This is a genomic window from Macrococcus sp. CoH-51_TC_04, assembly GCF_058188655.1.
Window position 1 is genome coordinate 15,023 of sequence record NZ_JBVGOY010000004.1, and the last position, 14,264, is coordinate 29,286.

13 protein-coding genes are annotated in these 14,264 nt (G+C 37.2%); 10 read left to right on the top strand and 3 right to left on the bottom strand.

Going from position 1 to position 14,264, the window contains the following annotated elements; genetic code table 11:
- The 5 genes from ACZ2V4_RS05080 to ACZ2V4_RS05100 all read left to right on the top strand — a co-directional run bounded on the left by ACZ2V4_RS05080 (position 1) and on the right by ACZ2V4_RS05100 (position 5,289).
- Positions 1-657 (top strand): GTP pyrophosphokinase, encoded by a 657-nt coding sequence (locus tag ACZ2V4_RS05080; RefSeq protein ID WP_099482651.1) that lies wholly within the window; start codon positions 1-3, stop codon positions 655-657.
- Positions 658-805: 148 nt separating this feature from the next.
- Positions 806-2,026: a sugar efflux transporter gene (locus ACZ2V4_RS05085; RefSeq protein ID WP_490514581.1), complete on the top strand. Its 1,221-nt coding sequence runs from the start codon at positions 806-808 to the stop codon at positions 2,024-2,026.
- Entirely contained in the window at positions 2,023-2,505 is a 483-nt protein-coding gene (locus ACZ2V4_RS05090; protein ID WP_219493951.1) for a DUF456 domain-containing protein, read from the top strand. Before ACZ2V4_RS05085 ends, ACZ2V4_RS05090 begins: the two co-directional genes overlap by 4 nt.
- 156 nt (positions 2,506-2,661) lie before the next feature.
- Positions 2,662-3,135: a DinB family protein gene (locus ACZ2V4_RS05095; protein ID WP_219493953.1), complete on the top strand. Its 474-nt coding sequence runs from the start codon at positions 2,662-2,664 to the stop codon at positions 3,133-3,135.
- A gap of 117 nt (positions 3,136-3,252) precedes the next feature.
- Positions 3,253-5,289, top strand: coding sequence for a cation:proton antiporter (locus ACZ2V4_RS05100; RefSeq protein WP_219493954.1), 2,037 nt, complete (start codon positions 3,253-3,255; stop codon positions 5,287-5,289).
- A gap of 86 nt (positions 5,290-5,375) precedes the next feature.
- Here the strand turns inward: ACZ2V4_RS05100 and pflA are convergent, their stop codons facing one another.
- Both pflA and pflB read right to left on the bottom strand, forming a co-directional pair.
- Positions 5,376-6,131, bottom strand: a complete 756-nt coding sequence (gene pflA / locus ACZ2V4_RS05105) for a pyruvate formate-lyase-activating protein (protein ID WP_419895380.1) — start codon at positions 6,129-6,131, stop codon at positions 5,376-5,378.
- A 35-nt stretch (positions 6,132-6,166) separates the two neighbouring features.
- A complete protein-coding gene (gene pflB, locus ACZ2V4_RS05110) occupies positions 6,167-8,416 on the bottom strand; it encodes a formate C-acetyltransferase (protein ID WP_219493956.1) in 2,250 nt (749 codons plus the stop codon).
- 248 nt (positions 8,417-8,664) lie between these two features.
- On the opposite strand from pflB, the gene ACZ2V4_RS05115 reads away from it, so the two are divergent.
- Positions 8,665-9,105, top strand: a complete 441-nt coding sequence (locus ACZ2V4_RS05115; protein ID WP_219493957.1) for a GNAT family N-acetyltransferase — start codon at positions 8,665-8,667, stop codon at positions 9,103-9,105.
- A 100-nt stretch (positions 9,106-9,205) separates the two neighbouring features.
- On the opposite strand, the gene ACZ2V4_RS05120 is transcribed toward ACZ2V4_RS05115, so the two are convergent.
- Positions 9,206-9,715, bottom strand: coding sequence for a cupin domain-containing protein (locus ACZ2V4_RS05120; RefSeq protein WP_219493958.1), 510 nt, complete (start codon positions 9,713-9,715; stop codon positions 9,206-9,208).
- A gap of 109 nt (positions 9,716-9,824) precedes the next feature.
- Between ACZ2V4_RS05120 and ACZ2V4_RS05125 the strand changes: the two genes are divergently transcribed.
- Genes ACZ2V4_RS05125 through ACZ2V4_RS05140 form a run of 4 tightly spaced genes read left to right on the top strand, consistent with a single transcriptional unit; the run spans position 9,825 to position 14,254 of the window.
- Positions 9,825-10,700 (top strand): DUF5068 domain-containing protein, encoded by an 876-nt coding sequence (locus tag ACZ2V4_RS05125; RefSeq protein ID WP_419895383.1) that lies wholly within the window; start codon positions 9,825-9,827, stop codon positions 10,698-10,700.
- 55 nt (positions 10,701-10,755) lie between these two features.
- Positions 10,756-11,052, top strand: a complete 297-nt coding sequence (locus ACZ2V4_RS05130; protein WP_219493961.1) for a hypothetical protein — start codon at positions 10,756-10,758, stop codon at positions 11,050-11,052.
- A gap of 41 nt (positions 11,053-11,093) precedes the next feature.
- Positions 11,094-12,554 (top strand): DNA-binding protein, encoded by a 1,461-nt coding sequence (locus ACZ2V4_RS05135; protein ID WP_490514582.1) that lies wholly within the window; start codon positions 11,094-11,096, stop codon positions 12,552-12,554.
- A gap of 14 nt (positions 12,555-12,568) precedes the next feature.
- On the top strand, positions 12,569-14,254 hold the full coding sequence (locus tag ACZ2V4_RS05140) for an immune inhibitor A domain-containing protein (protein WP_419895385.1): 1,686 nt from the start codon (positions 12,569-12,571) through the stop codon (positions 14,252-14,254).
- The last annotated feature ends 10 nt before the right edge of the window (positions 14,255-14,264 follow it).

The window sequence follows — 14,264 nt, forward strand, 5'->3', positions numbered from 1 at the left end:
ATGGATATTGAGAATGTAATGCAAAAAATAGAAGACCAATCCGAAATCATCAAGCTGGTCGAAGATTTTTCTTATTTATTTAAAGAATATGAGATGGGCTTATTAGAATTAAAAAGTGATATAGAGGTCATCGACTTAGAATGGCAGGCGAAGTATGGTTATTCTCCATTTGAACACATAAAGACACGTATTAAGTCACCCATCTCACTACGTGACAAAATAAAACGAAAAGAAATAGACTTTAATTTAAAGAGCATACAGGAGAATATATTTGATATTATTGGTGTAAGAATCGTTACAACGTTTGAAGACGATGTCTATAAAATATATGATATTTTAAAGGGACGTAATGATCTTAAAATTGTACGTGTGAAAGATTACATAAAAAATCCGAAACAAAGTGGCTATAAAAGTCTGCATCTAATCGTTGAAACAGAACTAGTGCTCTCTGAAGGTGTGAAGTGGGTCCCTGCAGAAATTCAGATTCGCACATTAGCCATGGATTTCTTCGCATCTACAGAGCATAAGCTGCAATACAAATATAATACCAAGAAATTAAATGACAGCATACGCCGTGAACTGAAAGAAGTCGCGGATGTTTCAAGTGAACTGGATCGTAAGATGACAGAAGTGCGTAATACCATATTATTAGATTAAAGATTCGCAGTACGAAGTCACTGGTATATGATATGAAAAGATGACAGGAGTATTTCCAGTCATCTTTTTAGGTTGATCGGCTACATCATTAAGTCGCAGTTCTCACATAAAAAAGTAATTTCATATATAATAAAACAAAATGAATCTAATGAAAAGAGTGTGTTCAATGTTTCGAGATCTTCTCACAATTAAAAACTATAAATTATTTCTTATCAACATGATTCTGCTTGGTATGGCTTTAGCGATTACAGTGCCGTTTTTTGTCCTGTATGCAACTCAGGAACTCGGAATGACACGAGGATTATATGGTGTTATGATGGCGTTGTTTGCCTTGGCTGGATTTATGGTCAACACAATTGTTGCAAGGTTTTCTGATCGGGCGAACTTTAATCGTAAGTATATGATCATGTTTTCAGTAATGATGGCTGCAATCGCATTCAGTACGTATTTCTATATCGATAATCCTGTCGTTTTCATCATGATATATGTGTTTTTTGGGGGTATGGGTGCGCCTGCTATGCCACAGCTCTATGCATCAGCACGAGAAAGTATCAATGTGTCAGCTTCAAGTAAAAATGCTGTATTTGCGAATACACTCCTTCGTTCTATGTTTAGCTTCGGTTTCTTGTTCGGACCGCTCGTTGGGACGGTCTTGCTTAAGAAGTTTGGATTTTCTGGAATATTTGGTGGCACAATTCTGCTTTATATTATCGTATTACTGTCGTTCTTATTCTTTTATAAAGAGGTTAAAGTGGAAAAACCAGCGCATGCTAAAGGCCACATTGAACCAGTTGCACCAAACCTTTTGAAAGATACGTACTTGCTTATCCCGTTCCTTGCTTTTGTATTCTTACATATTGGACAATGGATGTATACGCTGAACATGCCTTTATTCGTAACAGAATTCTTAAATGCAGATGAAGCGAATGTTGGTTATTTAGCAAGTTTATGTGCAGGACTTGAAGTTCCGTTTATGATTATTCTAGGTATACTAGCAAGCAGATTTCAAACGCGTACATTATTGATGATTGGTGCAGTATTTGGTGGAGGCTACTATCTTTCAATCGGTTTATTTGACAGTGTGATAGCGATGCTCATCGGTCAAATTGGGTTAGCGTTCTTCTTAGCCATACTGCTAGGTTTAGGAATCAGTTACTTTCAGGATATATTGCCGGACTTTCCAGGATATGCATCGACATTATTTTCTAATGCGATGATTGCAGGACAATTACTCGGCAACCTACTTGGTGGAGTCATGAGTGACGTTGTAGGACTTGGAAATGTATTTTATGTATCTTCGTCATTCGTATTAATTGCATTTATTTTATTAATATTCACGAAACCCATAAAGATGGAGGATTTAGCATGATGATAGTATTATGGATGGTCGTCATTATTAGTTTTATCGCAGCATTCGTTGGGCTGGTCGTACCAATGCTGCCAGGTGTGCTGTTGATGTGGGTAGGATTTTTTATCTATCATTTTGGTATCAATAACGAAGAATTGACATGGTTCTTCTGGATTGCGATGGCGATGCTGACTTTTGTTACGTTAATCAGCGACTATATAGCTGGCAGTTACTTCGTCAAAAGGTACGGTGGATCAAGAGCAGGAGAATTTACAGCAGCAATCGGTATCATTATCGGTAGCTTCCTTTTTCCACCGCTCGGCATTATCATCGTGCCGTTTATAATGGTATTATTTGTTGAACTTTTTATCCAAAGAGATATAACAAGAGCTTTTAATGCGAGCATCGGATCGCTCTTTGGATTTTTGACAAGTACCGTCGCCAAGTTTTTAATATTGATTATTATGGTCATCTGGTTCGTACTGGATGTGTTGATATAGACTTTGGTGGAAACAATAGTCTTGTTAATAGATAGTGATGTGGCAAGTTAGCGCATAAATAATACACATGAGCCAATTTTCTATAATCAAAATGTTTCATAAGCATCAATTGGTGGGATATAATAACTAATAATAATAAACCTAGGAGGAACATATATGTTTCGTAGCAAAAATGATTTTATTACCCAGTATCGTCAGGAAGGTGAAACGACTCTCGCCTGTATAAGAGAATTAACAGATGAATCTTTAACACAAGCGGTAACTGAACTAGATAGAACGTTAGGAGAGCTTACCTGGCATATCGTTCAAAGTCTCGGTGGGTTTGCAGAACGCGCAGGTATTTCAGTAGAAGGTGCGAACTATAGCTCTTCTATGCCAGAAACGAAAGCGGAGATTTTAGAGGAGGCAGAGAAGATAGTTAACAATACGTTAGCAGCCTATGAAGCTAGCCTAACAGACGAGAATTTGAATGATGATGTTGATTTCTTTGGACATAATCTCGCTAAAGGTGCTTTACTTTATTCAAATATTACACACTTGGCTCATCATAGAGGACAGATGACAGTATTGATGAGACAAGCGGGTCTTAAAGTCCCTGGCATTTATGGGCCATCACGAGACAGTGAATAATAAATAGTTTATTCAAGCGGACTGTATCTATTTTTTACAGTCTGCTTATTTTTTTGAATTAAATTTACAACTTTGAATCGTTAATAGCATCAAATATAAATATTGGAGTGGTCAGTTTTGGAGAATTTTATCGTAATACTCAGTTTGGTACTTGCAGTTATCATTTCCACCGTGATTCATTTTTACATCCCTAAAGTTCCGCTCGCTTTTATCCAGATAGCTATAGGGATGCTCATTTTTTTAACACCTATCCCTCTAAATGTAGATTTTGAACCGGAACTCTTTCTAATTGGTATTATCGCACCATTACTATTTCTTGAAGGTTACACTGTATCCAGGCTATATATGATTAAATATTTAAAACCAATTATATTGATGGCGCTAGGCCTTGTCTTCACAACTGTAATTGGTCTGGGATACATTACACATAGTATGATTCCATTTCTACCGATGGCTGCATGCTTTGCACTCGCTGCAATTATTTGTCCGACTGATGCGGTGGCAGTTCAGGCGATTGCACAAGATAAGAAACTCCCGCGTGGACTGATGACGATTCTTGAAGGAGAATCTTTACTGAATGATGCAGCGGGGATATTAAGTTTTAATATCGCGATTGTCGCTTTAACGACAGGTGTATTTAGTGTCACAGGTTCGATCACACAGTTCTTTATCTCTTCATTAGGTGGTTTAGTTGTGGGTCTGTTTATAGGATTAATCTTTGTACAGATTAGAATCCTTCTGGTTAGAAAAGGGTTTGAAAATGAATATATTTATATATTAATACAGCTCCTTACACCTTTTGTCATTTACATGGCTGCTGAAAGTATTCACGTTTCAGGTATTATTGCAGCTGTAGTTGGCGGAATCATCCATGGAATTGAACGAGATAGGTTATCTCAAGCGACGACACGTTTGCAACTTGGGTATAACAATACATGGGGATTACTCTCTACTGTTCTGAATGGCTTTGTCTTTACATTGCTAGGGTATTTAATCCCTCAAGTTACACTTTCGCTGACTGAACATGATGAAAAAAGTATTTTTTCAACAATGATATACACGCTTGTAATCGCATTACTTGTTTATATTTTTAGGTTTATATGGGTATTTGTACTCTATAATAAGTTTTATATTCCAGAAAGTCGTTTTGAAAAAGTGCTAAAGCATGAAGATATTGATAAATTTGATAAGAGACCCAATCGTTTTAAGTATGCGTTAATTGCTACTGTGTGTGGTGTGCATGGCACAATCTCTATGGCCATAGCATTGACGATACCAGTAGAAATCATGAACGGAGAGTATTTCAACTATCGCGATAACTTACTATTTATCACAGCAGGTGTGGTGGTCATTAGTTTAGTTGTTGCACAAATTTTCTTACCACTATTAACACCAAAAGCAGAAGATAATAGCGTAGATTCCCACCTTGATTTCAGAGAAGCATATATATTGATCAAAGAATTTGGAATGAAATATATTCATAAACAAACTACACCTGAAAACAGTATGATTGCCGGAAATCTCATACGTCAGTATACGATGCAGGTTGGATTTTATAGTGAGGTAAGTGACAGAGAGTATAATCCGAAAGAGTTTGATAGACTGCATGCGATTGCACTTGAAACAGAAATGAAAACGCTTGATGAACTGGTAGAAAATGATGAGATTACACAGAGTGCATTTAACAACTACGTTCAATATATCGAAAGAACAAAGATATTCGCCTCGACAAGCTTCTTCAGAAGAATGGTGTTTTTAATTCGCATGCATGGTAAGCGTAAAGCATTTGAAAATAGATTGAATCAGTCAAGTTCGCTCTCGCTAAAAAATAGTCTGTTAGAAATTCAAAAAATTGCATCACGTGTACACTATAACGTTGTGCAACGATTGTCCGAAGAAATAAGTAGAGAGAATCGGATAGAAGTTGCGCTTGTGTCAGATAACTATTTGAATCGGGTAAATCAGATTAAGAGAAATGCCACGAATGAAACGATTGATGATGATGAAACGTTATTTGCGCTTGATGTATTAGCAGTCGAAAAAGATATGGTAGCAAGGCTCGTGAAAAAAGCTAAGATCAGTCGTGAAGTAGCAGTTGAGTTGAGACAAGCATTGAACTATGATGAAATGATGCTGTTGGATACGGAAGACTAGACAGACATTGATACCATTAACGAATAAGAAGGAAGCCTGAAATGATACTCTTTCAGGCTTCCTTCTTATTCGTTCTAATAATAGTATCAAGCATTTAGGGGAGTTTTACCTTGGAAATCAACATATTCATATGCGAGATTTACAGCATCATCCGTTGGTGCTTCAACGTCTTCTAACGGATATTTAATACCAAGTGCTTCCCATTTATGAACACCAAGCTGGTGGTACGGGAGGATTTCGAACTTTTCAACATTTTCTAGACTATTGATGAACTGACCCAGCTTGATGAGATCATCTTTATCGTCAGTAACACCTGGCACTAACACGTGTCTAATCCATACGGGCTGTTTTCTATCTGATAACATACGGGCAAATTTTAGTATATGGGTATTGGGTTTTCCGGTTAAACTTAAGTGTTTCTCATTATCGATATGTTTAATATCGAGTAAGAATAAATCTGTATTTTCTTGTACAGGATCAAAGTGATTCATAAAAGCGGGAGTTTCATTAAAACATCCTGCTGATGTATCGATACAAGTATGGATACCTTCTGCCTTTAATCTTTTGAACAGTTGTTCTATAAACGGTAACTGGAGCAGTGGCTCTCCGCCACTGATCGTTACGCCACCGCCTGATGCGTTGAAGTAGGGGAGGTAAGGCACAATTTCTTCAACCATTTCTTCAGCTGTCACTTCGCGTGAAGGTGTTCCAATTTCCCAAGTATCAGGATTGTGACAGAACTGGCAACGAAGCAGACACCCTTGTGTAAATAAGATGTAGCGTAAACCAGGTCCGTCAACCGTCCCTAAACTCTCGATTGAATGTATATGTCCTTTAATCATTTAAATCCCCGTCCTTCTTGTTAATACTTATATCATTACATTTTTTCGTGGAATGTTCTAGAAATAACATCCAGTTGTTGTTCACGAGTTAATTTAATAAAGTTTACTGCATATCCTGATACACGGATTGTAAGCTGTGGATACTCTTCTGGATGCTCCATTGCATCGAGTAAAGTTTCTCTGTTGAACACGTTAATGTTTAAATGGTGACCATGCTGCATCGCATATCCATCTAATACTGCAACTAGGTTAGATTGCTGGGCATCGTCTTCTTTACCTAAAGATTTCGGTACGATAGAGAACGTATTAGAGATACCATCTTTACAGCAGTCATATGGTAATTTTGCTACTGATGATAATGATGCAAGTGCACCTTTAGTGTCACGACCATGCATTGGGTTCGCACCAGGCGCGAAAGGTTCTCCTGCTTTACGTCCGTCAGGTGTGTTACCTGTTTTCTTACCGTATACGACGTTTGAAGTGATTGTTAACACACTCATTGTATGCTCTGAATCACGATATGTTTTATGTTTGCGAAGTTTTGCCATAAATGATTCTACAAGTTCAACTGCAATATCATCAACACGTGGATCGTTGTTACCATATTGAGGGAATTCACCTTCAGTTTCGAAGTCGACAACAAGTCCGTTTTCATCTCTGATTGTTTTTACTTTCGCGTATTTAATAGCTGATAATGAGTCAGCTGCAACTGAAAGACCAGCGATACCTGTAGCCATCGTACGAATGACCTCAGTATCATGTAACGCCATTTCAATTCTTTCGTAGCTGTATTTATCATGCATATAGTGAATAACATTCAATGAGTTAATATATACGCCAGCTAACCATTCCATCATTTGATCGAATTGTTTGTATACAGTGTCATAATCTAAGACTTCATCAGTAATCGGTGCAAAGTTTGGACCTACTTGAGCGCCAGACTTTTCATCAATCCCACCGTTAATAGCGTATAACAATGTTTTTGCTAAGTTCGCACGAGCGCCGAAGAACTGCATTTGTTTACCAATCTTCATCGCTGATACACAACAGGCGATACCATAATCGTCACCGTAGCTCTCACGCATTAAATCATCGTTTTCGTATTGGATTGAGCTTGTTTTAATACTCATCTTAGCACAGTATTTCTTAAAGTTTTCAGGTAAACGCGTAGACCAAAGTACAGTTAAGTTTGGCTCTGGTGCTGGACCTAAGTTATCTAATGAATGTAAGAAACGGAATGAACTTTTCGTTACAAGTGGACGGCCATCAATACCAACCCCACCGATAGACTCTGTTACCCAAGTTGGATCTCCAGAGAATAATTCATTGTAGTCTGGTGTACGTGCAAATTTAACTAAACGCAACTTCATAATGAAGTGGTCGATAATTTCCTGAACTTCCATCTCAGTGATGGTACCCGCTTTAAGATCACGCTCAGCGTAAATATCTAAGAATGTAGATACACGACCTAAACTCATTGCTGCACCGTTTTGTTCTTTAATTGCAGCAAGGTATGCAAGGTAAGTCCATTGAACAGCTTCTTTGAAGGTCTCAGCTGGACGGCTTAAATCAAATCCGTATATTTCACCCAACTGTTTCAATTCGTTTAATGCACGGTACTGTTCAGATACTTCTTCACGTAAACGAATAATATCTTCGCTCATCACACTAGATAAGTTATGGAAATCTTTATGCTTTTCTTTCATTAAGAAATCCACACCGTATAAAGCGACGCGACGATAGTCACCGATAATACGGCCGCGACCGTAAGCATCTGGAAGACCAGTGATAACGCCGGCTTTACGGCAAGCTAACATTTCTTTAGAGTAAGCATCGAACACACCTTGGTTATGTGTCTTACGGTAATCTGTGAAGATACGTTCAGTTTCGGCATCTAACTCATAACCATACGACTCACAAGCTGCTTTCGTCATACGAATCCCACCGAACGGCTGCATTGAACGTTTGAAAGGTTTTTCAGTTTGAACACCAACGATTGTTTCCAGGTCTTTGTCTAAATATCCAGCATCATGAGAAGTAATGCTAGATACAACTTTAGTGTCCATATCCCACATACCACCACGTTCGCGTTCTTCTTTTGATAACTGCATCACTTGTTCCCAAAGTTTTTTCGTAGCTTCAGTAGGACCAGCCAAGAATTCATCTTTACCTTCAAAAAGTGTGTAGTTCAGTTGAATAAATTCACGCACATCAACGCGTTTGTTCCATTTACCTGATTTGAACCCTTCCCAAGCATTTGTTCTTTTTGTCTCTTCTTTAAACATATAAATCCCTCCAGAATTTTTTGTTCACCAATTCACAAACTCAGTATAACAAGGATTACGTGAAAAGTATCACAAAAATATAAAAAAATATAAAAAATGAAAAAACCCTTCATACCAGTACTTTAACTGTAATGATACAGAGGGTAAAAAAGAGATTATTATATATAACAGATTGAAACTTTTATTCTTATGATTCTAAAAAGTAGTTTTAAAAAATAAATACATGTACAATAATTGAGGTGATTACAATGAAAGAAATAACAAGCGAGGACCCGCTGATCGAGCAAATTGCATGGATACATGAGCAGATACCGAAATCCTATGATAGCCACTATGTAACGACTGAACTTGAAGTAAAACTCAGGACTGAATCTATACGATTGCTGATGAAATATAATCATGATCGCATCATTATAGTCGAAAAAGCACGATTATCAGCCTTTATCTGGTTTCATATTGGAGAGAAGACACATGTTAAGTCCTTATATGTCCATCCAGATGAACGCGGCAAAGGATATGCACATAGGCTTAAGCAATATGTAGAGAGATTATCATTAGCCGCAGATGTCCACTATATCTATGGACACGTTCATCCGGATAATCACGCTATGAGAAGACTTAACCACAAGCTTGGCTATAGGGCAGATGATAAATTGATGTATAAACATATTGAAATGCCATATGATTAGCACGTTATACATCGATGAAAGAAAGATTAGTTTTAATCAAGGGATTATTTAAAAATGGCGTTTCAGACTTTGTTGAGTCTCGAAACGCCGTTTTTCTACGTTAGCCACCTCTGACTGTACTGCACTGATAAATATTATGCCATTCTTTAAACATCGGGCCTGTACTTCCACCTACAGGGTCGGTGTCAGGTAATGGTACAGTATTGATGATCTTGTTTACTTCATTTATATTCTCATAAGATGTCAATGTTTGTGCTGCTGTTGTATCTGGATATGCACCTACAATAGTAAAATCGTCACTTTGTTCTAATTTTTTATGACCGTAACCTGCTGGTAATAATAGAACATCACCTTGTGTAACTTCAATATTTTGGCCGTTCTCCCCACCGATTAATAGTGTGGCACGACCACTTTTTACCCCAAGGACTTCATGCTGGTTGGGATGGAAGTGATGATAATCAAATACACCATTGGTCCATATATTATGCCATGCATTATTTTTAAAGCGTGTTTCGAAATGACTTTCCTCTGTATTATATATAATTACCGGCAGAATCATATGGTTGGGTGTAGAAGGGGATGTGGGTGTGTGTAATATTTTATATTTCATAAGCTATACCTCCTTTTATATGTAGTATACCCCTTGTAAAGGGTGTTAATACAATATATTTTATTGTTATTATGATAGAATATAGATATATTGTGAAGGTGGGATTGTATTGAAATATGTAACAAGTGTACTGGCACTTACTCTAGTGCTGAGTGCATGTGGTAATAAAGAGACAGACTTAAAGCAGTCTGTAGAAAAGCTTGACGCAAAAAAAGCGGAGCTAACGAAAGAATATCATGCGATTAAAGAAAAAAATGATAAACTAGATGAAAAAATAAAAGCAAATGAAGATAAATTAAAAGAGATAGAAGAAAAAAATGAAGCCGAAATTAAAGAACAGATCGCAAAAGAGGAAGCGGCTAAAAAGCTAGAACAGGAAAAGCGTAAGACGAGAGCTAAGCTAAAGAAAGAAGAACGATTAAAGCAGCAGCAAAAAGTTAAGGAAATGTTAGCTGCTAAAACGATGCCGAACACTATAGAGACAACAACGCACGGCAAATCGACACTTGTGAAGTCGATTGATAATGTTAATCTATCGATACATGATAACGGTGTTGAGAGCAATGTTAAGCGTCTACAGATTTTTAAGATTACAAACATAGAAAATCAAAAGGTTATTTTTAAAGGCGCATCTTCCGGTTATACACTTCTTTATGAAGTCCATACGAAAAATAATAATCAGGCTCCTGTCTACTATAATAATACGAGCAAGCTTGTAGTTGGAAAGACTGTCATTTATTCTGATGCGACATCATTTATTCCTCAGGAATTACAAGAAGATTTCGTGAAGTCTGAAGAACGGGCGTACAATGAATATGGGCCAAAGGAGTCTACAGTGAGCTATAAATCGATTGCACTAGATGAAAAGACATATCAAGCTTTAACACAAGATGGAGGAAAACTCTATTTATTAGGTGGTACATCGACAAAGCCGAATAGTGAAGCACAATCAGAAATTGTATCAGAACCTTATACGATTTCCTGATGTTTTTCTTTTATAATTAAGGGAATAATAAATTAAATATATTAGAGGTGATATCATGCATGAAGAAAAGTTCGTATTAATGGAAGGCGAAACGATGACATTGACTGAAATTGCAAGTGAGTTAGAGCATATTACAGGCTATACAGCACTTGATACTTTTGGAGATATTGAACGTGTTGTTGCACAAAAGCCAAACTTTGAGCAAGATTTTGAAACGTATATAATCAATTATCAGTTTAACGAGTCTGAAGATGAAGTTGATGTAACTGTTACAACCCGAAAGGATGGCAGACAACATCTTAAGAAGGATAAAGTTAAGATTAGATTAATATCATATAAAACGAGATCATAAAGCCTTAGCATCTGTTAAGGCTTTTTATAAAGGAGAAGGTTATGAAGAAGTTGATACTTTTATCCATATTGTTTCTCACGGGATGCACGCAGCCAGCACAGTTTTATGATGGACAAGCTGATGTCCTATTTGATGCTGCACATGGACAGACTGCAGGTGAAGCAGATTGGGTGATTGACGGTGCTTTCTCTAGTTTCAATGATGTAATTCGTGATATGGATTATAAAACAGTGAGCACTGATTATGACACGACATTAACATATGAAAAATTAAAACAGTACAAAGCAGTCATTATACCTGAACCTAATATTCCCTTTAAAGTTGAAGAACAGGAGGCTATTCAACGTTTTGTCGGTGAAGGGGGGAGTATTATGATGATTGCTGACCATTATAATGCTGATCGAAATTTAAATCGATTTGACTCTTCAGAAATATTCAATGGATATCGAAGGGGCGCATTTGATGATATTACAAAAGGATTATCACACGATGAAAAGCAATCAGAGCGTATGCAGAATGTGAAAGGTTCAGATTTTCTTTCAGATACATTTGGTGTACGTTTTAGATATAATGCCCTCAATAATGTCAGGATTGATGCAGATTCAGCATACGATGCTTTCGGTCTTCTGGATAATGTGCAAAGTATCAACATGCACGCAGGCAGTACAATAGCAATTACGAACCCTAAAATCGCAAAAGGAATTATCTACCCAGGCAAACTATCACAAAATGATCGCTGGCCGCACGCGGTTGACCAAGGGATATACACAAAAGGGGGTAAAGATGAAGGCGCCTTCGTAGCAATTAGTAAGTATAAAAAAGGAAAAGCTGTCTTTATCGGTGATTCTTCGATAGTAGAAGATGAAACACCAAAGTATGTACGTGAAGACAACGGTAATACGAAGAGAACGTACGATGGTATTGAAGAAGCGAGTCATAAAGTACTGCTCAAAAATTTGGTTACCTGGATGATGAAACCTGAAGCTTATACTACATTAGAAGGTAAAGTGACGTCAGATCAGAAGACGCCCCTATTAAGAATGGAAGTTCCACAGCAATCTAAGGAACCAAAACAAGAACCTTGGGGACAACCTGGCCACGGTTACAAGTGGTATGACCCTACTACTTTTGAACAGGGGAGTTTCGGTGCAGATTCAAATAAACGAGTAGAGAATAAGTCCGTTACAAAGAAATCTGAGCCACTTGAAATACAGGCGCCATCATCCGTTTATCCGGGAGACTATGTCAAGATCGATATATATAGTCAAAAGCAGATGAAAGATGTTGCAATTAAACTCATAGATAGTGATGGAAGACAGGTTGGATTATTTAACGGTCGTCCACCAGGGAAATCTGATACATATAATATGAGCGCAAAAGATAATCGCTTTCATTGCTATTTTAATGGTAAGATTGCAAGAGAAGCAGTGCATTCAGTTACGATTAAAGTGTATGTGAAAGAACAGATGATACATAGTAAGCGTATAGACATAAATAGCTGAAAAGAGGTCGGACAGTGAAGCTTATAAAGTTGATTGTGAGTATTGGAATATGTTCATTAACATTTACTTGTAATGTTCAGGCAACTGAGAAACAGCCAAATAATAATGTACAGTTGCAGAACGCTGAAAAAGTAAAGACAAAACCGATAATTACCCAGAAGAAGACAGTTCAGACGAAAGCAATACCACCTTTTAAATCCAGACCTTATAAAGGACAGGTCATTAATGAAAATGTACTGGTTGTATTAATGGATTTTAGTAATGCACCGCACGGAAAGCTTACGCAGAAGGATACCGAAAATTATATAAAATCATATGATAAGAAATACTATAATGACCTGTTCTTTGGTAAGAATGTCACAGGTCCAGGAGGATACAAATATCATTCACTTAAATCCTATTATAATAGTGCATCAAGTGGCAGTCTGTCATTAACAGGACAAGTAGCGGGATGGTATCGTGCGAAACATCCGATTCAATATTACGGTGCTAACAATGATGCACGGGCTTCTGAGCTGGTTATGGAAGCAGCGGAAAAAGTTGCTAAAGACAAAAAGATTGATATGAAACGCTATGACAGATTTGATTATTATGACCTTGATAAAGACAAAAAAGTAAACGAACCCGATGGTATCATCGATAAGTTTGTTGTCGTATATAGTGGTATCGGTGAAAGTGAAGGTGGTGGGAAATTTGGACAGAATACGATCTGGGAACATGTTTCCGAAGTGCCATTCACTAAAGATAATAAGCCGTCAACGATTCCGGGAACCTATAGCAAGAATTCAAAGTTTCTAAAGAAACGACTAGCAATTGCAGAATATGGCATGATATCTGAAGACAGTACAGTAGGGACAGTGGCACATGAGTTTGGACATATGCTTGGACTACCTGATGAATATGACACAGCAAGTAGCTCGGTGAGTCATGCAGGTGAACCAGTTCGTTATTGGTCGCTTATGAGTTATGGTAAAGATGCCGGAAAGATTCCTGGATTGAACCCTGTCAGTATGAGCCCTTATGCTAAGATGCTTATTCAGAGAATCTACGGTGGTAACTGGATTCGTATCAATGAAGTAGATTATAAGCAGATTAATGCGAAGAAAAAGTATTATTTGCTGGATCAATCTGCTTATAAAGGACAGAACAATAACGTCATTAAAGTAAACTTACCCCCGTTACAAAAGAAAGTAAAGGGTAAGCTAAAGAGCTATAAGCGCTATTATTTAATTGAGTGGAGGAATCATACAGGTTTAGATATCGGTTTATCGAGAATTAAAGATTCTTTTGGCATAAATAAATATGGTAAAGGAATGCTTGTGTGGTATGTGAATGAATATTATAAAGATAATAGTAATTTATCTAAACATTTTGGTGAAAGTTTGATTGGCGTAGTCGATGCGAGCCCTGGAAATATTCGTACTTCTGGCGGGTATATGCCGATGACAGATATACAAATTTTTGATGCGCCATTCAATACAAGATCTTTTGGGCAATACAATTCGAATAAAAACTATTTCTTCAAGAAGAAATCTACAGCACCAGTACTACTTTTTGATGACAGGAATTATTCGAAAAAAGCGATGTTAAATATGCAGGCCCCAGATAGTAGCCGTGTATTACCTCAACTTGGTATTAAAATTAAAGTTGAAGACCAAAATAAAGAAGGTACTGTCGGAAAGATCAGTATATATAAATAAGGGGTAATCG

Coding starts and splice junctions, on each gene's coding strand:
- ACZ2V4_RS05080 (WP_099482651.1), top strand. CDS start 1: ATGGATATTGAGAATGTAATGCAAAAAATAGAAGACCAATCCGAAATC.
- ACZ2V4_RS05085 (WP_490514581.1), top strand. CDS start 806: ATGAAAAGAGTGTGTTCAATGTTTCGAGATCTTCTCACAATTAAAAAC.
- ACZ2V4_RS05090 (WP_219493951.1), top strand. CDS start 2,023: ATGATGATAGTATTATGGATGGTCGTCATTATTAGTTTTATCGCAGCA.
- ACZ2V4_RS05095 (WP_219493953.1), top strand. CDS start 2,662: ATGTTTCGTAGCAAAAATGATTTTATTACCCAGTATCGTCAGGAAGGT.
- pflA (WP_419895380.1), bottom strand. CDS start 6,131: ATGATTAAAGGACATATACATTCAATCGAGAGTTTAGGGACGGTTGAC.
- pflB (WP_219493956.1), bottom strand. CDS start 8,416: ATGTTTAAAGAAGAGACAAAAAGAACAAATGCTTGGGAAGGGTTCAAA.
- ACZ2V4_RS05115 (WP_219493957.1), top strand. CDS start 8,665: ATGAAAGAAATAACAAGCGAGGACCCGCTGATCGAGCAAATTGCATGG.
- ACZ2V4_RS05120 (WP_219493958.1), bottom strand. CDS start 9,715: ATGAAATATAAAATATTACACACACCCACATCCCCTTCTACACCCAAC.
- ACZ2V4_RS05130 (WP_219493961.1), top strand. CDS start 10,756: ATGCATGAAGAAAAGTTCGTATTAATGGAAGGCGAAACGATGACATTG.
- ACZ2V4_RS05135 (WP_490514582.1), top strand. CDS start 11,094: ATGAAGAAGTTGATACTTTTATCCATATTGTTTCTCACGGGATGCACG.